This window comes from Alteromonas sp. AWJ4_199 (assembly GCF_056159165.1).
On the sequence record NZ_JBSWUR010000002.1, the window covers coordinates 359718 to 384693 of the forward strand.

A 24976-nucleotide genomic window follows, 5' to 3' on the forward strand; every position below is an offset into this window, starting at 1 on the left:
ATTGGATTTTAGCGTAGTTATTACCACATATAATCGCCCAGATTATCTTTTTCATTCATTGCAAAGTGTACTTGAACAGACGCTACAGCCGAAAGAAATTATTGTTGTCGACGACAATTCCAGCGCAGACTATAGTGATGTGTTATCAAAATTCAATGACCCAAAACTTCGCTATATAAAGCAATGCGTATCTGGTGGTGCAAACGTTGCCAGGAATAAAGGCGTAACTGAGGCAAAATATGATCTAGTGGCGTTTTTAGACGACGACGATATATGGCTTCCACATTACCTACAAGAGCATAAGAAAAAGTATGACGATGGTGCAGATGCAGTGGTTTCTGGCTTCAAACACCTTGGTGATGAAAAAGAAATACGCATAAATACAGATAATGTCGTTACAAAGTCTTCTCTTGTCCAAGGAAACAGCTACTGCGGTATGAGTGGGTTTTCGTGTAAGCGGGATTTAATCAAGGAACTCGGGTTTGATGAGGCATTAGGCAATGGGCAAGACTGGGATATATACGTTCGTTTATTCATTGGTGACTATCGATTTGCTAATATACCAAACCCCATATATTTATATAGATTCCAAAATCTTGACGGTATTGGTGCAAAGGTTAGAAAGCTAGATCCAAGTAATATCGAATCTAGGCTTGCATCTGCTAAAAAGCACCGCCAGTTTTTGGGCGAAAAATGGTATAAGCGAAGAATCGCTCAACAGTATCTTTATTCGCTCAAGTACAAAAATAATAAATTATCGTGGGTTATGAATTCGCTAAAGCAGGCTGGATTAACAGCAACGGTTCACTTTTTTTATAGAAAATTCATGTTTTAAACAATCCATTATCTGTACCTTATCAGTCTAATTAACTTATGGCGACAGTTGGAACAAAGGGACTAATTTAGTGAGAGTGGTTTTCGTACCTTTTAATCACAATAATGATTATATAGAGATAAACAAAGAAGCGATTAGGGCTTTGGAATTACAGCCCGTGGCTTTTAGTTTCAAGGTTTTGATTGCATCTTTGTTTCGCCGTTACCCTTTGGTGCTTAATTGGGTTGAGGATAAGCCATACGGCTCTAAACTGAATAAGCTTAAGCGTTTTATCACCTTTATAAAATGTTTAGGGTTAGTCGTTGCTGGCGCTGTGTTTTTTTCTATTAAAATTTCTGTAAAACACAACTTCAAACCGCATAATATCGACGGGCGCGGGTTTTATTTCAGCGTTCTTCGGGGGCTAATGCGAGGGCTAGGTTACAAGTTTGTTTCGTTGGAATTATACGATGGGGGTGGGTTAGTTCACCCTCTTTATCTTGATGATGAAGCGATGGACGTACTTGTAGAAGAAAAAAATAATAGGGTCTTAAACTATATATTTTTTGGCGCTGTCAAACCCTATAAAGGTTTAGATATTATTCTAAATTCTTGGCCGAATAATAAGCATTTGAAAATTTTGGGAAAGTGTGATGATAAAAAGTATGAAAGTGCTCTTCGCCACATTATTGCCCAACGAAGTCTCAAAGTAACATGGAACAACACATTTTTACCAATTCAGGATTTAAACAAAGAACTAAGCGACGCTGACTTTGTATTAATGAACCACCTCGATAATACAATGATATCTTCTGGCAGTTTTTACCATGCAATAAGTTTTGGGTGTAACGTTATTGCAGCACCTTCAAAATTTACTATAGCAAAAAGTAAGCAGCACCAATTTGTTCATATTTTTAGAGATTTGAATGTCGACCTTCCCAATATTGAAGCTAACTACGTTTGTAAAAACAAAGTTAAAATAGAGGCAAAGAAGGAGTATTCTCGCTATAAATTGACTGAAAAATGGCGACAGTTACTTTTGCACTAGATATTGATAGTCTGTAAAGCCGCATCCAGGCGAGCGCTTATTTTTCAGTTAATAAAATGTCCTTATCTATTTCCTTTGTTGGCACAAATCTATTAAATCTGTGTTTTGTTTAATCATTTCAATGACGAGAAGTTTTAATGTCGCTTAAGAGAAAAGCTACAAGCGGAAGTTTGTGGACATCCCTAACACGAGTTGGGATAAACATAGTTGATTTTGTTGTTTATGCATACTTAGCGCGAGTGTTGACGCTTGAAGAGTTTGGTCTTGCGGGATTTTGCTTTTTGTTTATTGAGTTTGCCAATACTTTGGTGAATGCGGGTGTAAACCAAAATTTAGTTCAAAGAGCTAAGTGGGAAGAGAGGTACGCTGCGAGCACGATGACCTTTGTTGCGGGGCTCGGGCTAATAGCAGTATTGGGCGTTGTCGGGATAGGATTCCCAGTGGCGTATTATAATCACTCGGAACTGGCCGCATGGGTTGTAATGTGTTTAGCCCCATTAACTATATTGACAAGTTTTCAAGTTGTAGTAAGCGGAAAATTGCAGCGAGAGTTCAAAAATAAGCAAATGGGCATGGCTAGGCTCTGTGGTACGATTATTTCTTCAATCCTTATTGTCTTGATGGCTGAAAATGGATTAGGGCTATGGTCTCTAATAATCGGCAAGCTAATTAATGCCATCCTCCAATACATCTTTATGCTCTTCGTGGCTAATTATAGGCCATATTTTGCTTTTAACAAAAAAGATAACCAAGAGCTCATATCCTTTTGTTTTCCGCTTTTGGGAATGGCTGTATTGAACTTCTTGCATAGAAAGTCTAGTAATATGTTTACCGGTTTAGTGTTGGGGCCCGCTAGCTTTGCTCTTCTAGCTGCTGCACAGAAAGGGGAGAGCGTCATCAACCAGGTTACCATGAGCTCTATAAACTCGATGGTCGTTCCAAGTTTTTCTAGAGTTGAGGATAAAAGTAAACTTGGCCATCACTATATAAAAATGGTTTCAATAACATCTCTTTTGGTGTTGCCAATATTCATGGGTTTAGCAGCTATAGCTACCCCCTTCATAACGGTAGTATTCGGAGAAAAATTTGCACCCAGTGCTGTCTATATGACAATTTCCGCTTTTGGAATGTTTCCTTCTGTAATTGCATGGTTTTTACCGAATTTACTCATTTCTGTGGGCCAAACTAAAGACGCATTCAATTTAACCCTTCTCAATATAGTAAGCAGTGTTTTGATAGCAGGGGCAACAATTTGGTTTGGAATAAAGATAATGTTGATAAGTATTGTTGTTGGTAATTGTTTTATTCTTCCTGTGAGGCTGTTGATTGTTAACAAACACATCGTATTGCCTTTATGGTCGGTAGTTAAGGAAATTTTACCTCCAGTTATTAGCGCATTAATGATGTTCTTTGCAGTATTAAGTTTAAAAGGTTACCTGTCAGAGGTGATACAGAATGAGATTATAATACTCTTGGTATTGTCAGTCGGTGGAGCTATCTTTTATCCGTTATTTCTATTGTTAATTTTTAGGACTTACCTGCAAAAAATATTGGCTGAAGTTCGAACGTTGGCAAGGAAGCCGAAGGCTGCTGTTCAAGAGTAACCATTGATACCTAAAGGTCTATAGAGTCGTTAAATTGAGTGTCAGAGTATTTTACATGTCAAAACTTTAAGTCAGTTTAAGTTTGAGTAAGTTGTTGATTTAATTGATTTGTTGAATTGTGGATCAAGTTTTGCTTATCACGGTTAGTTGGTTTTAAATTATCTAGCTGTATAGAGAATTGAGGTTAAAATGAAGAAGTTTTTTAATAAAGCTATTGCTGCAGTAATGCTTGTCAGCGCTAGTTTAAGTGCAAATGCTGCACTAATTGTTAACGGGTCAACTGAAGTAAATGCGTTGCAACTTAGTGAGTCTTTTGAGTCGTTCTACGACTTCAACAATTGGAGCGCAAACACAGGCTTTGAACAAGCAAACGAATTAGTTGCATTTTTTGCAACTAACGATGCGGACGAGTTAGGTTTGTATATGATTTTTAGTGGCCCTACAGGTTCTGCAGGTGCTATCAACTTCGACATTAATGGCAGTAACGGCAGCGTTATTTTCGTTGATGACCCAGATGGTCGTGATCCGGTTGTTTCAACTGCAACAGGCTCTAACGTTTCATTTTCATATGTTGCCGGTAAAACAGATGGCTTAGTCTACGCTGACTTCGTCGGTGACCTATGGAGCTTAGATATTTTGTTCAACCGCTTTACTGGTATTAACGGTTATTCGTTCTTAACGTTCGACTCTGCGGGTAACAGCAGTGCTGCTGTTTCTGGTACTGGCCTTGATAACTTAACGCTTACTTCTTTCCCAAGCTCAAGCGTTTCAGTGAGCACGCCATCAACCTTGATGATTTTCGCTCTTTCGGTTGTATGTCTTCTAGCATCACGCCGCAAATTCTAAGAGTTTGAAGCGTTTGTAAAAGGTCAGCTTTTAAGCTGGCCTTTTTAGTTTTAGCGCCACTTTTTACAATATTTCTCGTTTAGCTTACACAAAAGGCAAGTCCTTCTTTCCTCTAATTAGAAACTTGGTTAGCTAATTCTCATGTTCAATTCATAAGATAGCTACGCCACTGTACTTAATGTATGCCCCCAAGTAGCAGCTAAATTACGATAGGCTCGTACGGCGACACCAAAGATCTCTAATATTTTAATATTGTCTTCACAAACCCTAGTTACGCTGATATTTAAAAAACCTCTTCCAGAAATATGCGCGTTTCACCGTGCTTACTGATAATATAAGCTAACGTTAATGTTTAATGTTTAATGTTACTTGAGTTTAAAGGCACGGATTGAAAAGTTTCCACCGCAGTTGGCGGATATTTTGCTTTCACAATAGTAAATAGACGAGAGAACTAAACTACAATGACAACGCGACAAGGAAAAAGCCCAATATTCATAGTTGGGGCACCCAGGTCTGGAACCACGCTTTTAACAAGTTTTTTAGTATCACATAGTGGAATAGGTTCTGGACCAGAAACGCAATTTTTCAATAAAATAGGGTTAGGAAGTAAAGCGCTTAAACAGGCCTTAGAAAATGAAAATTGGCCGTATCAAGCTGTAAACCTAATGGATGAGCGGCTTACATTGTCGGGCCAAAGCGTACTATCGCTCTATGGCAGGGAGCGGGAACAAGTAATAAATTTTTTAAAATCTAGAACTCCCTCAATTAGTGCAATGTTAGAATCAATTGTATCAAGTAAACGTGCACAACTCGGCGAGGAAAGGTGGCTTGAAAAAACACCTAATCATCTAAAGCATATCTCTGATATCAAAGTGCATTTTCCTGTCGCAAAAATCATACTAATACACCGCGATTTTAGGGATAGCGCGTCATCTATACCAAAACTGCCTTGGGCTTCTAGTTCAGTAGCTGAAAACGCTGCATTAATTCATTCTTGGTATAACAGCGCTGAAAAAGAACTCAACACTGACGATGTCTATATTCAAAGCTATGAAAAGTTAGTCATGAGTCCAGAGGAAGAGCTAAGGAAATTGTTTTCCTACATTGAAGAGCCCTTTGATAAAGGTATTCTTGAAAGAAAGGGGGCTAACGCAGTAACAACCGAAAACGAGCCTTGGAAGCAAGATGTTTGTCAAAAAATAGACAATCAGAACCTTTCAAAGTGGAAGGGAAAGCTACAAGGCGACCTTTTAGTGCAAACGGAAGGTATACTTGGCAACTTGCTTGGCAAGTACGGCTACAAATCTACAACCACAAAAACCTTCAACCCCCTTCGACTTAAAAAGCTAAAAAAACAAAAGTTTGAAGGGCTAGACAGTTTCACATCAGTATTAAACGATCACAGTTTCAAGCTTTCCTATGTTAATGATATTAACGACACCTTATTATTTGTTGAAAAAGGCCTAGTATTTAGAGCGTTTTTAGCTGCCATAAAGCTCAAATTGACAAAGAATGACCCGCTATATCTTTTAGGAAAAAAGAACACGTTTCTTTCCATGTTGGGCCGGTATTTGAACTAATTGGTACTTTAAATACTTCACATGGATGTGAATGTACATACATTAACTTCTAATGTTGTACTTAAAACAGAACAGGCATTCCAGAATACAAATCACCTCTCCCCACCTTAATAAACAACTTTTCACTGCAGTTCGATAAGCATTCCTCAGATAATAACTGTATTGGATCTATTGCGTCGTCTTCGGAAATAACAATCGAAATATTAGGAATTAGGTTTGTGCTATCGATTTCCAGTATATTGATAAGAGCAGGGTCAAAGTTTTGAACTGAACTTTTATTAACCGCTGTGTTGAATGTGGAAATTGTCTCAGGTGAAACATGTACTTTGGTATCATCCATTGAGATATTGTAAATTACATCGTTGAAAAAGTGGGAGGATAGAAATTGTTGTTCGTCATATATGCCGTAACCCACCATGTTTGAGTTGTTTCGAGTTATAATCACATTATTCTGCGTTTCAATCCAAAATGTCTTATCTTCTTGAAAGCTAGAAGCAGCAATACCATTACGATTGGTTAAAATTACGTTCTCGTAAACTCGCGTGACACCAGCTGGTTGGCTTAAGAGACCTCCAGCTTTTATCGACGCCCACTCGCGACCTCTCTCATCGCCAAGGTTGTAAATAAGGTTGTGAAATATATAGCTGGGGCCAAGCCTATTGGGGGCAACGCTGATACCCGCATACCCTTGAGTAAGTTCATTATCGTAAACGAGTACATTACTTTGTCCGCCGTCTATTTCTATTAAATCGTCATTTGCATAGGCAATATAGTTACCATAAATAGCTGAATCTCTTACAAACCCGCCAACACGCCAAGCATTCTTTCTGCCTTCTATCACGTCATTGAAACGCTTATCATCACTCCCATAAAGCCTATTATTTCTAATGATAAATTGTCCGCGCTTTTCAACATCAGGGTGATATGCCCACATTTGGATAGCATTTGCTCCGTTAGGGTGGCCGTTGCCCCAGTGATTTGCCCCTAAATTAGGATTATGAATTTCACAGTCTTCAATTACCGCAATACCAGACTTCTCAAGATAGATCCCAGAGTCATAATTTATTGGAGATGAACTTTCAGGGCTAGAGTAGGCTTTTCCGCCTCTGTACTCGTATGCCGTTCTGCCGAATTCAGCAATGTCGCATCCTTTTATCCAAATGTTGTGAGTTCGGTCGGCGAAAATTCCATACCTTAACCCTCCTCGAATAGTGAGGTTTTCTAACATAACGTATGACTGTCGGCCAATGTTCACTGCAGCTAAGTCACCCTCGTCTGGGCTTATGATCGCGCCGTCACCAATTATTTTTGCGTATCCTTCTGGGGAGCCAAATATATTTAGCGCTTCGAGATCTAACTGCCCACCGTCGTATATCTCAGAAAGGTAGTAAACTTTGTTGGGGTCAATAGGAGGGCTATCTGGATTTGTGGTAAATTCAAAGCTATAGTCTTTTGTTTCATCGCTCTGATTAACCTGTATTTCAACCTCATAGGTGGTGTCAGCTTTTAAATTAAAAATGCTTCCTGATAAGGCACCGTATATTGGGTCCCAAGAAAATGAAAGTCCTTCTTCCCAAATTTCTGTTCCAACTTGTCTGTATTTAACTTCACTGGTGTTCTCTTCAACCTGGTTATAAAGGGTTATACTTGCCGAGTGGATGAGCGGCGTAACTATGTTTTCTAGACCTGTGGCTGTTACTTCCATTGCAAGGGTAGGGTCGAGGCCTGCTTGCAAAATAGCACTAAGAAGCTGCTCTTTACCAATGACGTCCGTTCTACGAACGCTTCGAATAATGGAATAACTATCGATAGGAAATATCGTCAATAACGCGTGTAGCAATACCTCATTCTTTGACAGGGCAGGCATCGCTCGAGATAAACTAAGCTCGTCAGTATTTGTAAGCAGTCCCAGCTCGTAAAGCTTAATTATATTAGTACCAAACTTCTCTAATAACTGTTTTTCAACTCTATCAAGCGAGTTGCTTTTGCTTATTAATTCAACGGCTCTTTCTGGAGTTATATTTACTTTGTTTTTTGCGTAAATGGCACTAATGAGTTGTTCATACTTGTCGCCGGTTTGCTGCGCCGTTTGCGATTGCCGTGTTTCAGAAATAGTATTGGTACACGCTGAAATGGTAAGTAAGCTTAGTATAGCGATAAGGTGGTAAAGTGGGCGTAAATGCATAGGATAAGCCTTAAAGAAGAGAAGCGATAATCGCAAGAAGATATAAACAAAAGTTTAGTTTTTCAGTTTTAAAGCCGCAAGGTGTTGGTTATTCCATTAAATACTAATAAAATAAAAGAACTAGTAAGCAATTATATGCATCTAACCTGCGCTTTTTCTACAGTATGTGAATTTTCAGCTCTTCACCCAAAGCAAATATAAAGGAATTTAAATGCCACACGTTTGTGTTATCGGCACCAGAGGCATTCCGTCTTTCGTTGGTGGAATAGAGACCATATGTGAACATCTTTACCCTGGAATAGTGACGGCGTGTAGTGATTTTGATGTTACTGTACTTAGCCGAATAGAATATGAGGGAAAAACGGATTATGAGTATGAAGGCGTAAGAGTTAAAGTGCTAAAGTCTATAAATATCAGTGGATTAGAAACGTTTATCCACACGTTTTTTGCTTTAGTTTACGCTAGACTGTTTATTCACCCTGATATTATTCATTTACACGGAATTGGCCCCGGTTTTTTCAGCGTCATCTCTCGTATCTTTGGTTTCAAAACAATAGTCACTCACCATTCGCCCGACTATAAACGCCCCAAATGGCGTTGGCATGGTAAACTCATTCTGAAGCTGGGCGAGCTGCTAACGGTACTGTTTGCGCATCGTATTATTTGTGTGAGTCAGTCTGTTCTTGAAGAGGTGAACGAAAAATATACGTTTTTAAAAAGAAAACGCATGGTTATAAGAAATGCGGGCTCTCTAATTAATAACAGAAGCGGGCATGGTGAAGTACTTTCAGAACTTGGTATAGCAGCTAACCATTATATACTGGCAGTGGGGCGCTTAGATAAAACTAAAGGTTTTGATGACTTAATTGCGGCTTTTAATATGAGCAACGTCGCAACCTTAAAGTTGGTAATCGTTGGCTCTAATTATGTCGAAGATGAATATGTGAAGTCGTTAACGCAACATGCTTGTGAACGCATAGTGTTTGCGGGTACTCGAGTGGATGAAGAGCTCACCGAGCTATACAAAAATGCTGCATTATTAGTGAACCCTTCATATATGGAAGGTTTCTGCTTGGTGCTTGCGGAAGCCTTGTCCGTCGGAACTCCCATAATAGCTAGTGATATTGCACCTCACAAAGAGTTCGAGCTTAATAAGGAGAGCTACTTTGAGCGGGGGGATGTGTATAGCCTTTCTGCAAAGTTGAACGTTGAAAGCTATCTTGTTTATAAAAGCGCACACGCCGAAAATCTACAACAACAGAATACGTGGGACGTAAATATACGTAAGCACATAGACGTATTTAAGTCGTTATTGAAGTCGTGACTTTAAAAATTGCCAATATTCGTGTGCTATCTTATCGATATGAAAATCACTAGCTCGCTGTAGACTTTTAACACTGTAAACTTCTCTAAGCTTATTATCTTGAAGATAGTTTATTGCGGCGGTGAGCTCGCTTTGCTTGTTTAACGGAACCAGTATGCCGTGTTTTCCCAGGTGCATGGTTTCACTGGTAAACGCTTCGTTTCCCTCTAATATTTCCGCTGGCCCAGAAGGACAGTTTGTCATTATTGCCGGCAAACCTACTGCCATCGCCTCTACAAGCGCATTGGGAAAGCCTTCATTAGTAGATGCTGAAATATAGTATTTCGCTTTGGCAAGAACAGAAAAGGGGTTTTTGGCATAGCCTAACAATATGACTCTATTTGAAGCACCTTTAGCTTGAATAAAGTCTAGCAACTCTTGTTTCTGTTCTCCCTCGCCAAGTATGCAAAGGGGGGCTAGTTCTTTGGAAGCAAGATACGCGTCAATAAGGTGTTTAAAGTTCTTAGCGGGTGTTAGTCGGCCAGTGCTGATAATGAATTCAGGAGGAGTGTTTATTTCTGAAGGAGCCTGTGCCTTGGTGGAAATTTCTTCGATATTGTAGGGGTTAAATACCGTAAAGGCTTTTTCTTTAGGCACAGAAAAATGAGTAACTAGATCATTTGTCACACCAGTGGATACACCCACTACAGCGTCTGCAAAGCGATAAAAAAGCGTTGGAGGTAAGGATGCAAAACTACGCTTTAAACCGGAAAACTGGTTGTCTAAATGACTACTAAGGTGCATGCGTTCACACAATATCGATTTTGGGATTTTTCTCACAAGCCGCAGAAATGCATTGGCAACGTTAGAGCGCACTAAAAAGCTTACTACTAAATCTGGCTTTGTGTGTTTAACAAAAGTATATAGCTCGTTCACACTTTTAATTAACGAGCCATCGCTGTTTAAACTCTTTAATGGTATGTGACTGGGCATTTCGCGCTCAAGAGGCTCATTATCAAGAAGTAAGATAGAAACATCTAATTCTTCGAAAAACTCTGGCTTGCTCAGCAAGTTTGCGAGTGCACGTTCCGCGCCACCAAACTTAATAGAGTTGATTAAAAATACAACTTTTCTTTTCACCTAATCCTCACTTAAAAGAAATCCTTGTCTCTCGACAAAATGCTATTAGTCATCAACTCACTTCCAGCATTCGATAAGTGGACTGCATCTTTAACCATAAGGTTAGCGCTTTTGATTATGGAGCAAGTACCTTTCTTGCAAAAGATATCGAATGGGTTTACCACTTTAACAGTTGGAGGGAATTCGATTGAAGCTATAATTTTCTCTTCTTTTTTGCCCTTCGCAGGCTTAATTGTCCATTCGTGGATTTTTTCTGAGCTATTGGACAAGCGTAATTTTAAATATAGCGGGTTGTTAACTGGGTATACGGGGAGCTGGTTTATGATGGAAATTTCTAACCCGCGGCTATATAAATCTTCAACCGTTTCACGCAACCGGAAAATATCAACGCCTTGGGATCTAGCATATTGCCAGTTTGAAGCTAAAACAACTTTGGTGACGTTAAACTGTTCTAAAATTTTTGACAAATGCGCATTATTTCCAGCGCAGTTTGGGCGACTTTTTGGTATTTCTTGAAATATCGGTGCGCAACCAGCACTTGCAAAAACAATTACGTTATTTTGTATCCTTTCTTTATGCGCATTTATGCCGAAGACTAGGTGATTAATATGTGAATCACCCCACAGCAAAGTGGTTTTTTTCTCTTTATCATAATCGCCTATGAAGCAATGTTTTCCATTCCAAATTTCAAAAGACTCTTTGGTAGATAGAAAGCAGTTCCCTTTAGGAGAAAGAATATGGGGTGTTTTTTTTATGTCCTTGTTGTCAACTACGAATCTATCCTTAAAGCCCTCGTTAATGTGCACTACACCACCAAGTACGCAAACAAAAAGCGTTGCAACTAATGTCCCTACAAAAGTGCTTTTCACTTCTTTAGAGGATAAAGCTTTTAGGCGAAATTTATTTTCAATTAACTGATATAACAGAAAGCCAGCCCCAAACGATGCGAACACTAGCCCTGTTTGTTCTAATAGTGTTGGAACTCTCATTATAGCGTAGTTGTAATATACAACTATCGGCCAATGAACGAGGTAGGTAGAATATGAGATTTTACCAATATAGACAGCAGCTTTATTTGCCAGTAGCTTCATTAGCAAAGGCTGTTGGGGGGCAAAGAGTATTAGCAGGGCTGTTCCAAAAGTAACTGGTAAAGCGCTAAGACCAGGAAAAGAAGTTTCATCATTTATAGCGATTAGCGACGCAATTATGAGTACCAAACCTAAACAAGCAGTTGCGCCATGCTTCTGGGCTTTGTGTTCTGGAAAATAGCGGATTATTACACTACAAGCTGCTCCCATCATAAATTCCCACGCTCGAAACGGTGTAAGAAAAAAAACGGCGCTGTTATCAATTTTTAAAAATAAAATACTGCCAACAAATGAAAGCAAAAAAAGCCCGATGGCGAATATTAAAACTATGTGCCTTTTTAGTTTCGCTAATACCAATATGATTACGGGAAAAATAATGTAAAACTGCTCTTCAACTGCTAGAGACCAAGTATGTAAGAGAGGTTTAAGGTTAGAGGGGCCATCGAAGTAGTCGCTTTTCAAATAGAAAAAGACATTCGCTAAATAAGTGACTACGCCAACAGTGCTTTGTCCTAATTCTTTTAGTTCATCTGGCATAAAGACGAAGTAGCCAGCAATTACTGTTAGCACAATGGTGAAGAATAGTGCTGGATATAAGCGTCGAATACGCTTTGCATAAAAAGTGCTAAGTGAAAAGTTGCCGCCAAGTATCTCTTTGCTTAGTAGCGAAGTAATCAAAAAGCCTGAGATGACGAAAAATATATCGACACCTATAAAACCACCAGAAACAAAGTTAAAGCCACAATGGTATAAAACAACAGCAAGCACAGCGATTGCGCGCAATCCATCGATTTCAGGGCGATAGCTTAATGTTGCAGTATTGAAGCGTTTCAACGTAAAAATTAGCCGTCTTACTTTAAAAGGTCGTAAGTTTACATCAACGGCCCTTGCATATAACACTTTAATTTCAAAAGACGATTGGTTTTGAGTAAACAATGCCGTCTTTACAGATGAAGCTGCCGGCACAATATTAATGCTCGTTAGCACCAGAACGTGGCGAAACGCACTGTTTATTTTATCTGTTTATAAAAAATGACTGTAAGTAGAGCAGATATAGCAAAATTTCGCCATTATCAGCTATATAGGGTAGCGGTAATGTCTGTCACTCGTGTAAACTACCGCTTTTATTTCAGGCAAGCCTTAGCGCACAGAAAAATTCTTCCTATGCTTTGGCCATGCAGTCATCATGTAAATTGAGGAAAACATGGAGCTTGACGCTATTATCAATCAGGCACAAAGCCAGATTGACGCTGCCCAAGATGCAGCCACATTAGACCAAGTTAGGGTCGAATTTATGGGTAAGAAAGGTAAACTTACCGACTTACTTAAAGGGCTTGGAAAGTTATCGAACGAAGAACGTCCTGCCGCAGGCCAAAAGATTAACCAAGCTAAGCAGGTTATTCAGCAAGCTATTTCTGCAAAAGGTGAGTTTTTACGCACTGAAGAGCTTAACAAAAAGCTAGCCGAAGAAGCTATTGATGTAACTTTGCCTGGTCGCACTGAAAAGCCAGGTAACTTGCACCCGGTTAGCCGTACAATTGCGCGTATTGAATCTTTCTTTGGCGAGCTTGGCTTTTCAGTTAAAACTGGCCCTGAAATTGAAGATGGTTTTCACAACTTCGACGCATTGAACATTCCTGCGAATCACCCAGCGCGTGCCGATCACGATACCTTCTATTTTAACCCAGACATGATGCTTCGTACGCAAACCTCTGGTGTTCAAATTCGTACTATGGAAGCGGAAAAGCCGCCACTGCGCATTATTTCGCCAGGGCGCGTGTATCGTAACGATTACGATCAAACTCACACGCCAATGTTCCACCAAGTGGAAGGTTTGATGGTTGATAAGAACGTTAGCTTTACCGACCTTAAAGGTATTTTGCACGACTTCTTACATCACTTCTTTGAAGAGTCACTAGAAATTCGCTTCCGTCCGTCTTACTTCCCGTTTACCGAGCCTTCAGCTGAAGTAGACGTTATGGGTAAAAACGGTCAGTGGCTTGAAGTACTAGGCTGCGGCATGGTGCACCCAAATGTACTTAAAGCAGTGGGTATCGACCCAGAAGAGTACACAGGTTTTGCCTTTGGTATGGGCGTAGAGCGCTTAACTATGCTTCGTTACGGTGTTAACGACTTGCGCGCGTTCTTTGAAAACGATCTTCGTTTCCTTAAGCAGTTCAACTAAGGCAGAGAGTACACATGAAATTCAGTGAAAAATGGCTAAGAGAGTGGGTTAACCCGTCGCTGTCGGCACATGAGCTGTCTGAACAGTTGAGCATGGCTGGCCTTGAAGTAGACGGCGTTGAGCCAGTAGCAGGCGATTTTAAAGGCGTGCTAGTAGGTGAAGTAGTGGAGTGCGGTCAGCACCCTAACGCAGATAAACTGCGCGTAACAAAAATTAACGTAGGTGGCGATGAGCTACTTGATATCGTTTGTGGTGCACCTAACTGTCGTCAGGGCATTAAAGTAGCGGTAGCGGTTGTTGGCGCTGTATTGCCAGGCGATTTTAAAATTAAGAAAGCGAAGCTTCGCGGCGAGCCGTCATTCGGCATGCTATGTAGCTTTTCTGAGCTAGGTATTAGCGACGACCACGACGGTATTATCGAGCTTCCAGCCGATGCACCTATTGGCGAAGACATTCGCGATTACCTTGGTCTTGATGATAACGCTATTGAAGTAGACCTTACACCAAACCGTGCAGATTGTTTGGGTATTCGCGGTATTGCCCGTGAAGTAGGCGTGCTTAATAACCTTGACGTGTGCGAGCCTGAAGTAGCATCTGTAGAGGCTACTATTGATGATAAATTATCAATTACGTTAAGCGCTGATGACGCATGCCCGCGTTACTTAGGCCGTGTGGTTAAAGGCGTTAACGTAAACGCAGCATCGCCACTGTGGTTAGTTGAAAAGCTTCGTCGTTGCGGTATTCGCAGCATCGACCCCATTGTAGATGTGACTAACTTTGTATTGCTAGAGCTTGGCCAGCCAATGCACGCGTTTAACCTTGCCAGCATTGAAGGCAACATTAACGTGCGTATGGCGAACGAAGGCGAAGCCCTTACGCTACTTGACGAAACCGAAGCTAAGCTGCAAAGCAACACTTTGGTTATTGCCGATGACAACAAAGCGCTAGCAATGGCGGGTATTTTCGGTGGCCTACACTCTGGTGTAACGACTGAAACCCAAGATATCTTGCTTGAAAGTGCGTTCTTCAGCCGTGATGCGATTATGGGTCGTGCCCGTCAGTACGGTTTGCATACCGATGCCTCGCACCGCTATGAGCGTGGTGTAGACCCGCTACTTCAGCGTAAAGCCATGGAACGTGCTACAGCACTCGTTCTTGAAATTTGTGGTGGTGAAGCTGGCCCTGTGGTTGAAGCTGTGGCTGAAGACAAGCTACCTAAGCAGGCAACGGTTACGCTTCGTCGCGAACGTTTAGCGCGTGTACTAGGTATTAGCATTGATGATGCAAAAGTAACGGAAATGCTTAACCGCCTTGGTTTAGACGTTACTCAAATTGAAGCAGGCTGGGAAGCGGTTGCGCCAAGCTATCGTTTCGATATCTCAATTGAAGAAGATTTGATTGAAGAAATTGCCCGTGTTTATGGCTACAACAACATTCCAAACGTGGCGCCCAAAGCGACCTTGGCAATGCTACCTTCGCAAGAAGCTAAGCTTCCGCTAAATGCAATGAAGTCGTTGCTTCTTAGCCGTGGCTACAATGAAGCGATTACTTACTCGTTTGTTGACCCTAAAATTCAAAACGCATTATTCCCAGACGAGAAAGGCATGGTGCTACCACACCCAATTTCTTCTGATATGTCGGTAATGCGCGTTAGTTTATGGCCGGGTTTGCTAGGTGCTACTGCTTATAATCAGAAGCGTCAGCAGCAACGTGTTCGCATGTTTGAAACCGGATTACGCTTTATTCCTCAACAAGATGCGCCTAATGGTGTATTGCAACAACAAGTAATTGGTGGTGTAGTAGCAGGGCGTCGTAATGAAGAACATTGGGACTTGGGCGATAGCCCGGTTGATTTCTTCGATGCAAAAGCCGACGTTGAGGCGTTGTTGGCACTTACAGGTAAAACCGGTGAGTTCCAGTTCGTTACAGGGCAGCATAGTGCGCTACACCCTGGTATGACGGCAAAAATTTTGCTTAATGATGAAGAAGTTGGCTATATTGGTGCTATACACCCGCAGTTTACTAAATTGCTTGGTGTTAACGGCCGTGTATTTGTGTTCGAACTAGTGGTAGATGCCATTACCGATCGTAAATTACCGTCAGCCGTACCAGTATCGCGCTTCCCATCGAATCGCCGTGATATTGCTATTACGGTTAAAGATGAAGTGCGTGTAGGAAATGTGCTTTCTTACATAGAAAATATTGGCGTAAATCAACTAGTTGCTCTAAACTTGTTCGATGAGTACAAAGGCAAGGGAATTGAGCCTGGCTATAAGAGCCTTGCTTTGTCACTTCATTTACAAGATCCGGATAAAACCTTGGAAGAAGCTGAGATTCAGCAAGCTGTAGATACTGTGGTTAAAGGTCTGGAATCTGAGTTTGGGGCCGCGTTAAGAGAGTAAACTATGGCATTGACCAAAGCCGAGATGGCTGAACACCTATTCGAGAAACTAGGCATTAACAAGCGTGATGCGAAGGATCTGGTAGAGCTTTTTTTCGAAGAGATTAAAGGCGCTCTGGAATCTGGTGAGCAAGTAAAACTGTCAGGTTTTGGTAACTTTGACCTGCGTGATAAAAACGAACGGCCTGGCCGAAATCCTAAAACCGGCGAAGACATTCCAATTAAAGCGCGCCGCGTGGTAACTTTCCGCCCGGGTCAAAAACTGAAAAGCCGAGTTGAAAACTCAGAGCCTGTCGACCAATAATCTTTAGGTCGTTACAATACTGAAAAAGAGCGAGAACTCTCGCTCTTTTTGTATTGCTTCTTTTTTACAGTGCACCCGCACTGATTTCTATATGCAATGTTTTTGGAGGAAAGTGTGAAAAAAGCACTTGTCGTTCTTGCTATTATTATTGCCGCTACCTTTTCATGGTTTGCTTATTTGTCGGTAGATGCAGATAAGCGAGACCAAAGCGCTGCGCAAGTTCCGCTTATTACGGTTATGGAAATTCTTCACGCCAGCGATTTGCAGCAGGGCGTAAAGCAAGCTGTTAAAGAGGGAAATGACGAAGCTGTAAATTCATGGATGGAGCAAGCCCGTGAAGTAGGGCAGGCTGCTAATTTATCTTCAGAGGATATGGATTATCTTAATTCGGAAACCGCAAAAGACTACGTTGTTTTTAATGCCAAACGCCAGCTGTATAACGAAGCCTTTGAAGCGCGCTATTATGCCTTAGAAGACGTTGAATCGCTGAAGGCGCAGTATCCTGAAGCTAAAGATCTCTTCCCTCGCACTGATGCGTTGATTAAAAAGCGCGATGAAATTATTCAGCAAATTGCCGTAGCTATTTCGGGCAACGAACAGCCCGATGAAGCCGCGCTTGAGGAAGCGCGCAAGCAGTGGTTAGCGCAGGCGGGTAATTAGGCTATGTTTTAGGCTATTGCTCGCGCTGCATTCAAACACTCATCAGAAACCTATACCGCAGACCAGCTTCATACCCTTTCCTACTTTTCATACTATAGATTTATTGAAAGCTTAATTTGAAAATGTACGCAATTTGGCGTACATTTGGCGTGCATGTGGAGTGCAGGGTGGGTTACAAGGAAATAAAGCGGCAGGTCATTGACTGTCTAAATAAAGGATACGTTTCCCATGAGCAGAGAAACGATATTGATGTTAAAAATCTATTGGCAATTGGGCAAGTATCGCTTGAGGAAGTTGCCGAAATTATAGGTCGAAGTCGAGGAAACGATTATTCTTCCAGCCCTCATCATTATGATAGCAGCATTACGGTACACATAATTAAGACGAGGCGAGCCGGTCATAATTGGTATGTTAAATGGTATTTCGTAGAGCCGAATAGCGTTTTTATTAGCGTCCATCATTAAGGAAAAGATATGAAAATTTTCAAAGTAGGCGAGTCGCAGAAAGCGGCATGCAGCACGTGCCAGTCATTTGAAAATGCGACATTTCAACTTAGAGATGTTCCTTTCAGTGATGGTACGGGTGTGGTTAAAAAGGTTTTGGTAGGGGTATGTGATAAGTGTGAAAGTGTGACTGTATTACCTCACCAATCCACACCTGCGGTTAAACGTCAATATGAAGCAAAGCGAAAGCCAGTGGAAGGGCGTTTACCTGCGCATTTAATCGATATTCTCAATTTAGCGACAATGGAAATTGGTGCAACTACAGACTTTGTTCCAAGCATGATGAAGTACTACATTCACTCATTGTCTGAAGATGAAAAGTCAGCAAAAAAGATAGCGAGTTACCTTCAAAGTGACTTGGCAAAAGGTAGATCAGAAAAGCGCCTATCGCTAAAAGGGCGTAAGATTTTCGAAGACATAGAGCATCTTAAGTCACTCTCGCACATAGAAAACACCACTGATTTACTGAAAGGTATTATCCTCAAGATAAACGAAGATGTGCTGATTAAAAAAAGGCTCAAACCAATCGAAAACCTTAAGAATATAATGGCGGCAGTTGCATAACCAAATACCGCGCAGTTAGTTTTTGCTAGCGCAGTTAACGAGGTTCTAAATTGCGCTAAGTTAATTTACCGAAATATCTGCAAATTTAGCGCTTGTCAGCAAAGCTAAATCGGCAGAGGAAAGCGCCACTTCTAACCCTCGCTTTCCCGCGCTTACGTGAATAGTTTGCAGATTTTCAGCGCTTTTGTGAATAACGCTTGGTAAGCGTTTTTTTTGCCCCAACGGGCTTACTCCACCCAATACATAGCCTGTGGCAACCATTACCGCGTTTGCATGGGCCATTTCTACCTTTTTCACACCTAATGCTTTCGCCATTTTCTTTTCGCTTAGCTTGGTATTTACCGGTACTACAGCAACAGCCAGTTTTTTGGTATCTGTACTCACCACTAAGGTTTTAAACACGGTATCGGAGTTAAGGTTTAGCTTTTCAACCGCTTCAAGTCCGTAGGAAGCCGCATTTGCATCGTGGTCATACTTTAATACCTTATGGGCTATACGCTTTTTGGTAAGTAGTGTGATTGCAGGTGTCATTCAGCCTCTTTTTTATAGAATGTTCGGCTATGTATAGGTTCACTCGGTAGTAGAGGCGTTGCCGCGTGGGTGGCATAGTCGTTAAAACCTGCTGTAAAAAACTCTGACAGCGGGTGTCCGCTCTGCCCACCAGGTAAGGTCAGAATGGCATCTTCTAAATGACCAGGGCTTACAAAGAATCGCTCAGAAGCACCAAAATTAGGCGCTTGCACTGCGGGCATGTAAGTATCGCCAAAGCCTTCCACTTGCTGCATATTTAACATGCTTCCAACTAGTGGAATTTGACTAGCGAAAGGGTGCTCTACAGATAGTGCATTGACCTTGCCCCAAGCTAAGGTTTCCATGTTAGCTTCTACTGGGGAATACTTATCTAATAATTTGTGTTTGGCGCGTCTGTAAGCATCTACTAATAACTCGTCAAAATTTTCAGTGTCGGCAGGTAGCCATGCATCAGGCTGGCTATGAATAAGCTGCCAAGCGGCAGGCTCAATACCTCTAAGCAGAGTACGGCTGTTTACACCTTGTTGGTCTAAGTGTGAAAGCATGCCACCAAACAGTGTTTGTATTACCTCGCGCCTAAAGTGCTTAACTAGGGTGTAGCCCACTGAGTCTTCACATGCGCACTCTTTCCACGCGTTTAAATAAGCAAGGTCTGGTTTGAACTCAACGTCTTGCATGTTAAGCAAGCCGTACAATAGGTGCTGCCATGGAATGAGGAAGCGGGCGTGATTATCTAGCTGAATAGCGTAAAAGTCGGTTTCACTGAAGGTGTCTTTTTCAAAGAGTCGGTCTCTTATTTGTTGCCCGCGGGCGCCAAGGGCATAGCCACCGTCGCCCCATACTTTGAAGTCTTTAGCTGATATAACTCTGGCATTGGCCGTCCATATTCTTCCCATTTCAGGGTTTAATAATATTGGAAGTTGTGTAGCGCGCTTTGGTTCTATTGCATCTTGCTGTTTTATGGCGGTGAACGACGCCGTTTGCCTATCCATCACCGCGCCACCAGGTAGCCACGCGGCATTACCAGTTTCATCTACAACTACTAGATTCTGTGTTGGAATGGCAATGCGCTTGGCTGTATTTATTGCGGTCTGAACATTCTTGGCCGTGCCGAAATTTATAATATTCAAGTTGGCAGCAAAAGGGTGGTGCGCAACCCAATTGAGCGCGTATCGTTTATCGTTTAGTTCTTTTACAGGGCCGTATTTGCTTACTTCAAATGTGAATTCATGTTCGCCATCGGGTAGGGAGATACGCTCTGTTACAGTATCGGTAGGCGTTGTTTCCTCTAATTCAATCCAGTCCACATTATCTAGATTTGCGTTAGTAAAGCCCCACGCAATATGACCGTTGGTACCCACTACAATTCCAGGTATGCCAGGTAAAGAAACACCTGTTACCTGCACATCGCTACCCGATTCCTGGTAGTTAAGCTGGGCGCGATACCAAATAATTGGCACACGTAAGCCTAAGTGCATGTCGTTGGCTAAAAGGCCTGCACCTGTTGATGTGTAGTTTCCTGTTACTGCCCAGTTGTTACTGCCGATGTCGGGTAGCTCAGTGCCGTTATATTCGGCACGAGCAATAGCGGTGTCTTTATTGATGATTTTACTTGGTGTAGATTCAGGTTTGCCATATTTACGGGGTGAAAATTCGATAGATGCTGAATTTTCACTTTGGCTATCGCTTATGGGCTCAACTGTTTTGTTGTCTGAGCCCTGTTCAGCGCGCTCGTCAATGCTACTAGCTGGTGCAGTTATATCTGTACGAAGGGAGGCAGGGTAGTCTGGAATTTCAGCCTCGAGTAAGGGAATTTCGCTGGCATCTAATGCGGCTTGATAGTTACTTGGCTGGGTAATAAAGCTATAGATATCATTTCCGAAAGTTGAAAGTAGTGCTTCTCTGGCTAAATCTAGTTCTACTTGGGTGCCTTGTAAGTCCAAATACATGCTATAGATGACTAGAATGCTGTCGGTGGGCTGCCATTGTTTTATGTCAACGCCTGCTGCGAGGTACTCGAACGGCGGTAAAGTGTATTCATCTAGTGCGTCATTTACACCGTGAGCGTAGCGTACTAACAAATCTTGTTGTGTTGAAGGCAGGTTCTTGAATACGACTTTTGCTCGTTTTTCAAATTGGTGAAAGCGCGCTTTTTTATCAATGTCTAGTGCTACATCACCAACCCACTGCGACAAACCACCCGACGCGGCGCGGCGCTGAAGGTCCATTTGAAAAAAGCGGTCTTGTGCGTGGGCAAAGCCTAAAGCGTAAGCAGCATCGAAAACATCGTCGGCGTTAATGACAGCATGACCTAAACCGTCGCGGCTTAACTCTGTGGGTGCGTTTACGTGATAAGTGGCGCTGTTTCCATCAAGCGCGGGTAAGCTTAGCCGAAGCGATATGTAAAGCCCCAAAGCCGCTATTAAAAGTAATGTTAAAACACTTAAAACCAACCACTTGAACCAATTTATCACGTGTAAAACTCCCTATTTTTCTCTATCCTAACCACAGAACTAGCAAAATTGAAGTGATGTTTTATGACATATACAAAGGCGGTGCTGTGGGACCATTAATGTTGGATTGTCAGGCTGAAGAACTTGCGCCTGAAGAAAAGGAAAAGTTAGCCCATCCAGTGGTAGGGGGCGTAATTTTATTTAGTCGTAATTATCATGATAAACGCCAGCTTTCTGCGCTTGTTCAAGATATAAGGCGCTATGCCAAGAGACCTGTATTGATAGCGGTTGATCACGAAGGGGGCCGAGTTCAGCGCTTCCGTGAAGGTTTCACCGCAATACCTGCAATGGGCAGTATTCTGAAGCAGTCAGAACATCAGGATGAAAGTGCAGCGTATGCTAAGGCGTGTGGGCTAGTATTGGCACACGAGCTTAAAACCTTAGATATTGATTTTAGTTTTGCGCCTGTGCTGGATATTAACGGTGTATCGCAAGTTATTGGCGATAGAGCATTTGCTGATAATGCACGCGAGGTAATACGTCTTGCTACCCACCTTATCCAAGGGCTTAAAGCGGTAAACATGCCAGCTATTGGAAAACATTTCCCTGGGCACGGCAGTGTTGCCCCCGACTCACATATCGCATTGCCGGTAGATGAGCGAGATTTTGATGCCATACGAAGTACCGATATGGTGGTGTTTGAGCGCTTAGTTGAGCGCGCTATGCTTGATGGTGTTATGCCTGCTCATGTTATTTATAACCAGGTGTGCAATAAGCCAGCCGGGTTTTCACCGAAATGGCTGCAAGATGTGCTTAAGCGTGACTTGGGCTTTAGTGGCGCTGTATTTTCCGATGATTTGTCTATGCATGGCGCGAGCGTTGCCGGAAGCTATGTGGAGCGCGCTGAAGCTGCGTTAGATGCTGGCTGCGACATGGTACTTGCCTGTAACAATCCCGAAGGGGCCGAGAGTATTCTGGATGGATTAGAAGCGCGCTTTTCTAACTTAAGCGAAGGCGATTCACAGAAGCAAGAGCGGGTTATGGCGCTATACGGGCGGGTTATGCCTGTAGGGCTTAATGATAATTACGACAGTGCTGTTGAAATGGTTAAGCGTCTGAGCGAACGGTAGGTGTTATACCTACCGTTTTATTCTTCATTTATGCTAGTAAGTTATCTCGGTGTACGTTTGCCTGCTTTATAGCTGATTTTATGACTGCCTGTTTCCCCTGGCGCATCATTGGTAAATCGACAACGACACTTTACACCTTAGTTTCTTCTACCCCGGCTTCTACATTCATAAAGCGCGCAAAGGTGAAAAGGAAATCACTCAAGCGGTTCAAGTACGCGTGCACCACTTCGGGTACGTCGTAGTGTTTGGCAAGGCTGATAACAGCGCGCTCCGCACGGCGGCACACGGCTCGGCATACATGAGCCTGGGCTGCCGCTTTACATCCGCCGGGCAGTACGAACGAAGTATTGGGCGGCATTTTGCTTGTAATGGTGTCTATAAGGCTTTCTAAGTTTTCAACGTCGGCTTGCTTCAATGTAGAGCTTGCAGAGATGGCAAAGCCAGCTTGGAACAGGTTACGCTGAATGTCGTGCAGCATTGGCTTATGTTCGTCAGCGACGTAAGCGGCTAGCAAACCAATATGGCTATTTAGTTCGTCCATGTCACCGTAGCTTTGTACAACCAAATCGTCTTTATCAACACGTACGGCTTTGTCGGCATAAATTTGCGTACTGCCTTTATCGCCAGAGCGAGTGTAAATTTTCATAAAAACCTTATTTTCTTAACTCTTTTCTTGTTCTGCTTTTACGCGTTATGCCACTAAATGCTGCAAACTCGCAACTCGCAACTCGCAACTCGCAACTCGCAACTCGCAACTCGCAACTCGCAACTCGCAACTCGCAACTCGCAACTCGCAACTTGCAACCAGCGACCAGCAACCATCGGTTAGCAACCACAAAGCTGGAAGCGCTATTGCTGTGCCAGGCCCGAAAAACGCTACTCGCTGACGTTAGGGCGGTTGTATCGGCGAACCTGAACTACAAACCCAAACAAGGGGTGGTCGAAATAGTGTAATTGAGTGCTTATTACGCGTCGCTGCTCGGCCAGCGGAACTGACACTAACTTATATTCGGTTGGTGTTGCTTGGTCAGCTGATGCAGCGTTACTTTCTTCACTACTAAAGTAACTTAGCGGCACTGGCTGGCGGTAGAACATCTCGCCATCCACATGAAGATACGGTACGCGATTGATGTATTTAAGAAAAACTTTTATTGTGCCGTCTATTTCCCAAATGGGGGTTCTTAGCGATGGGTCTAGGGCGCTGTCGTCGCCTTGCTCCACAATTATGGCGGTATCTAGCGCTTTGAACGCTTCATATTTTATAGCTTGCGGGTTTGATAGCCGGCGGTCTAAGTCAGCAAAAATATCAGACATGCTAGCTAACTCACCATCGCTCAATGCTGAAGTATTGTATGCGCTATTCGCATCTTCGCTTGTGCTTACGGGGCTAAATGCGTCGTCGTTTGGCGAATTTGATGTGTTATTAGCGCTTAAACCTGCGGTTACATCATATCCAAATTCCGACTTGCCATTTTGCGATTGGCTAATATTAGCGGTGGACTGCACTTGCTCTCGCATGTCGCCATTTAAATCGAACTGCTGCGCGTAGTTTTGGCCACCGTAGAGGCGTACATCAAAAGCCTTATTTTTGCCAAACATAACGGGCTGACGCCAGGTAGCATGAAATAAGCGTTCTAGCTGTCGGTTCGAGCGAATTTGGCGAGAAATAGATGATAGCGCCTGTTGTTCACTAGTAAGTAAGTGAGCTTTTGAGGCTAGTGGCCAGTCGTGCCCTTCAACTATAATGGGTAGATTAGCCGGGGCAGGCATTCTGTTGTCTGGTTTGTTGACCTTCCAAACAATTGCCGGCTTCAGTGCAGACTGAATTGCCCCCGTGTTATCTGAAATAGCGCTTGTTCTTGTATTACTGTTCACGTCGCTCTCTGCCGAGGCCATAACGTTTAGTACAGTGGTAATTTCTGCGCTAAGCCAAGGTTTTGCTTCTTCGCAATATTTAAACTTGGGAACAGCAACGGGCGTAGTTTGTTTTACCCCAAAAAACGATGTCCAGTAGCTAGCGATAGTTGTTGCATCTGGTGTGTTACCTGCGGTCTCGGCATTTGAATAATCTGCGTTACTGGTATACCCAGTTGATGAATAAACTACGTTATCTTGGCTTTTGTTAAACGCCGTTTGTCTTTGATTATTTACATCTGAAGTGCGAGACGAGACGCCTGCCGCCAAGCTTGAAACATCACCGTAGACTCTGCTTGTTGCGTCAGAGTGCGATACACCCTGTGTATTATTGCGTTGGGCACTCTTAGTCTTAACGCTATTTTGTGTGCTAGATAAGGTAGATAGCGATAAAAAATCTACATTTTTTGAAGGAATATCAAAAAGGGTTTCGTTTGGCCATTTTACCGTAGAGTCTGCACCGCAAACGGCTAAACCTTGCTTTAAATAGCTAATGTCGGGTGCAATTACATCGCTAATGATGTCTGCCTGAGCGCGAGGGGCGTTTAAGTTGTCGGCTAGCGAAAACTGCTCTTCTAACTCAGTCAGTGCCACATTGCGCTTAAACGCAATCACTTCCACATCAAACCACCAGTTATCGTTGGCGTAAGCTGTGGTTGAAATTGTTATTAAAAATACGGCGCTTATTGATGCGACTAACGGGCACCAGCGAGATAACTTCAT

General features: G+C 42.4%; 19 protein-coding genes. 12 read left to right on the top strand and 7 right to left on the bottom strand.

Translation table 11 applies throughout. The annotated features are described in order from the left end of the window. Window position 1 precedes the first annotated feature (1 nt). The 5 genes from ACXAER_RS16525 to ACXAER_RS16545 all read left to right on the top strand — a co-directional run bounded on the left by ACXAER_RS16525 (window position 2) and on the right by ACXAER_RS16545 (window position 5892). A complete protein-coding gene (locus ACXAER_RS16525; RefSeq protein WP_474831162.1) occupies window positions 2-835 on the top strand; it encodes a glycosyltransferase family 2 protein in 834 nt (277 codons plus the stop codon). Window positions 836-905: 70 nt separating this feature from the next. Further along, window positions 906-1862, top strand: a complete 957-nt coding sequence (locus ACXAER_RS16530; RefSeq protein ID WP_474831164.1) for a hypothetical protein — start codon at window positions 906-908, stop codon at window positions 1860-1862. Between the two features lie 137 nt (window positions 1863-1999). Next, entirely contained in the window at window positions 2000-3466 is a 1467-nt protein-coding gene (locus ACXAER_RS16535; protein ID WP_474831165.1) for an oligosaccharide flippase family protein, read from the top strand. A 189-nt stretch (window positions 3467-3655) separates the two neighbouring features. Then, complete coding sequence (locus ACXAER_RS16540) at window positions 3656-4312, top strand: hypothetical protein (protein ID WP_474831166.1); 657 nt, start codon at window positions 3656-3658, stop codon at window positions 4310-4312. Window positions 4313-4773: 461 nt separating this feature from the next. After that, window positions 4774-5892: a sulfotransferase family protein gene (locus tag ACXAER_RS16545; RefSeq protein WP_474831167.1), complete on the top strand. Its 1119-nt coding sequence runs from the start codon at window positions 4774-4776 to the stop codon at window positions 5890-5892. A 61-nt stretch (window positions 5893-5953) separates the two neighbouring features. On the opposite strand, the gene ACXAER_RS16550 is transcribed toward ACXAER_RS16545, so the two are convergent. Then, window positions 5954-8077 carry a right-handed parallel beta-helix repeat-containing protein gene (locus tag ACXAER_RS16550; protein WP_474831168.1) on the bottom strand — a complete coding sequence of 708 codons (2124 nt, stop codon included), beginning with the start codon at window positions 8075-8077 and terminating at the stop codon, window positions 5954-5956. Between the two features lie 211 nt (window positions 8078-8288). Between ACXAER_RS16550 and ACXAER_RS16555 the strand changes: the two genes are divergently transcribed. Beyond that, window positions 8289-9401 carry a glycosyltransferase family 4 protein gene (locus ACXAER_RS16555; protein ID WP_474831169.1) on the top strand — a complete coding sequence of 371 codons (1113 nt, stop codon included), beginning with the start codon at window positions 8289-8291 and terminating at the stop codon, window positions 9399-9401. Here the strand turns inward: ACXAER_RS16555 and ACXAER_RS16560 are convergent. After that, on the bottom strand, window positions 9387-10520 hold the full coding sequence (locus ACXAER_RS16560) for a glycosyltransferase (protein WP_474831170.1): 1134 nt from the start codon (window positions 10518-10520) through the stop codon (window positions 9387-9389). The genes ACXAER_RS16555 and ACXAER_RS16560 overlap by 15 nt on opposite strands. Before the next feature lie 11 nt (window positions 10521-10531). Further along, window positions 10532-12574 (bottom strand): acyltransferase family protein, encoded by a 2043-nt coding sequence (locus ACXAER_RS16565; protein WP_474831171.1) that lies wholly within the window; start codon window positions 12572-12574, stop codon window positions 10532-10534. Window positions 12575-12812: 238 nt separating this feature from the next. Here ACXAER_RS16565 and pheS point away from each other — a divergent pair, with 238 nt between their 5' ends. The 5 genes from pheS (at window position 12813) to ACXAER_RS16590 (ending at window position 18225) form a co-directional block, all read left to right on the top strand. Then, on the top strand, window positions 12813-13793 hold the full coding sequence (pheS, locus tag ACXAER_RS16570; RefSeq protein WP_015066912.1) for a phenylalanine--tRNA ligase subunit alpha: 981 nt from the start codon (window positions 12813-12815) through the stop codon (window positions 13791-13793). Between the two features lie 14 nt (window positions 13794-13807). After that, window positions 13808-16195 carry a phenylalanine--tRNA ligase subunit beta gene (gene pheT, locus ACXAER_RS16575; protein ID WP_474831172.1) on the top strand — a complete coding sequence of 796 codons (2388 nt, stop codon included), beginning with the start codon at window positions 13808-13810 and terminating at the stop codon, window positions 16193-16195. Window positions 16196-16198: 3 nt separating this feature from the next. Next, window positions 16199-16498, top strand: coding sequence for an integration host factor subunit alpha (gene ihfA / locus ACXAER_RS16580; protein ID WP_012518129.1), 300 nt, complete (start codon window positions 16199-16201; stop codon window positions 16496-16498). A 114-nt stretch (window positions 16499-16612) separates the two neighbouring features. Beyond that, entirely contained in the window at window positions 16613-17158 is a 546-nt protein-coding gene (locus ACXAER_RS16585; RefSeq protein WP_474831173.1) for a hypothetical protein, read from the top strand. A gap of 473 nt (window positions 17159-17631) precedes the next feature. Beyond that, window positions 17632-18225: a hypothetical protein gene (locus tag ACXAER_RS16590; RefSeq protein ID WP_061094791.1), complete on the top strand. Its 594-nt coding sequence runs from the start codon at window positions 17632-17634 to the stop codon at window positions 18223-18225. A 60-nt stretch (window positions 18226-18285) separates the two neighbouring features. Here the strand turns inward: ACXAER_RS16590 and ybaK are convergent, their stop codons facing one another. Then, the gene (gene ybaK / locus ACXAER_RS16595) at window positions 18286-18756 is read right to left on the bottom strand and encodes a Cys-tRNA(Pro) deacylase (protein ID WP_474831174.1); all 471 of its coding nucleotides are present in this window, start codon (window positions 18754-18756) and stop codon (window positions 18286-18288) included. Next, window positions 18753-21230 (bottom strand): penicillin acylase family protein, encoded by a 2478-nt coding sequence (locus ACXAER_RS16600; RefSeq protein WP_474831175.1) that lies wholly within the window; start codon window positions 21228-21230, stop codon window positions 18753-18755. The genes ybaK and ACXAER_RS16600 overlap by 4 nt, the downstream gene beginning before the upstream one ends. Window positions 21231-21328: 98 nt before the next feature. On the opposite strand from ACXAER_RS16600, the gene nagZ reads away from it, so the two are divergent. After that, window positions 21329-22339, top strand: coding sequence for a beta-N-acetylhexosaminidase (nagZ, locus tag ACXAER_RS16605; protein ID WP_474831284.1), 1011 nt, complete (start codon window positions 21329-21331; stop codon window positions 22337-22339). Between the two features lie 130 nt (window positions 22340-22469). Here nagZ and ACXAER_RS16610 read toward each other — a convergent pair whose 3' ends face one another. Together ACXAER_RS16610 and ACXAER_RS16615 are read right to left on the bottom strand one after the other, a co-directional pair. Next, window positions 22470-22985 carry a cob(I)yrinic acid a,c-diamide adenosyltransferase gene (locus tag ACXAER_RS16610; RefSeq protein ID WP_474831176.1) on the bottom strand — a complete coding sequence of 172 codons (516 nt, stop codon included), beginning with the start codon at window positions 22983-22985 and terminating at the stop codon, window positions 22470-22472. Window positions 22986-23215: 230 nt separating this feature from the next. After that, on the bottom strand, window positions 23216-24976 hold the full coding sequence (locus tag ACXAER_RS16615; protein WP_474831177.1) for a CsiV family protein: 1761 nt from the start codon (window positions 24974-24976) through the stop codon (window positions 23216-23218).

Coding starts and splice junctions, on each gene's coding strand:
- ACXAER_RS16555 (WP_474831169.1), top strand. CDS start 8,289: ATGCCACACGTTTGTGTTATCGGCACCAGAGGCATTCCGTCTTTCGTT.
- ACXAER_RS16550 (WP_474831168.1), bottom strand. CDS start 8,077: ATGCATTTACGCCCACTTTACCACCTTATCGCTATACTAAGCTTACTT.
- ACXAER_RS16535 (WP_474831165.1), top strand. CDS start 2,000: ATGTCGCTTAAGAGAAAAGCTACAAGCGGAAGTTTGTGGACATCCCTA.
- ACXAER_RS16610 (WP_474831176.1), bottom strand. CDS start 22,985: ATGAAAATTTACACTCGCTCTGGCGATAAAGGCAGTACGCAAATTTAT.
- pheT (WP_474831172.1), top strand. CDS start 13,808: ATGAAATTCAGTGAAAAATGGCTAAGAGAGTGGGTTAACCCGTCGCTG.
- ACXAER_RS16615 (WP_474831177.1), bottom strand. CDS start 24,976: ATGAAGTTATCTCGCTGGTGCCCGTTAGTCGCATCAATAAGCGCCGTA.
- ACXAER_RS16590 (WP_061094791.1), top strand. CDS start 17,632: ATGAAAATTTTCAAAGTAGGCGAGTCGCAGAAAGCGGCATGCAGCACG.
- pheS (WP_015066912.1), top strand. CDS start 12,813: ATGGAGCTTGACGCTATTATCAATCAGGCACAAAGCCAGATTGACGCT.
- ihfA (WP_012518129.1), top strand. CDS start 16,199: ATGGCATTGACCAAAGCCGAGATGGCTGAACACCTATTCGAGAAACTA.
- ACXAER_RS16540 (WP_474831166.1), top strand. CDS start 3,656: ATGAAGAAGTTTTTTAATAAAGCTATTGCTGCAGTAATGCTTGTCAGC.
- ybaK (WP_474831174.1), bottom strand. CDS start 18,756: ATGACACCTGCAATCACACTACTTACCAAAAAGCGTATAGCCCATAAG.
- nagZ (WP_474831284.1), top strand. CDS start 21,329: ATGTTGGATTGTCAGGCTGAAGAACTTGCGCCTGAAGAAAAGGAAAAG.
- ACXAER_RS16545 (WP_474831167.1), top strand. CDS start 4,774: ATGACAACGCGACAAGGAAAAAGCCCAATATTCATAGTTGGGGCACCC.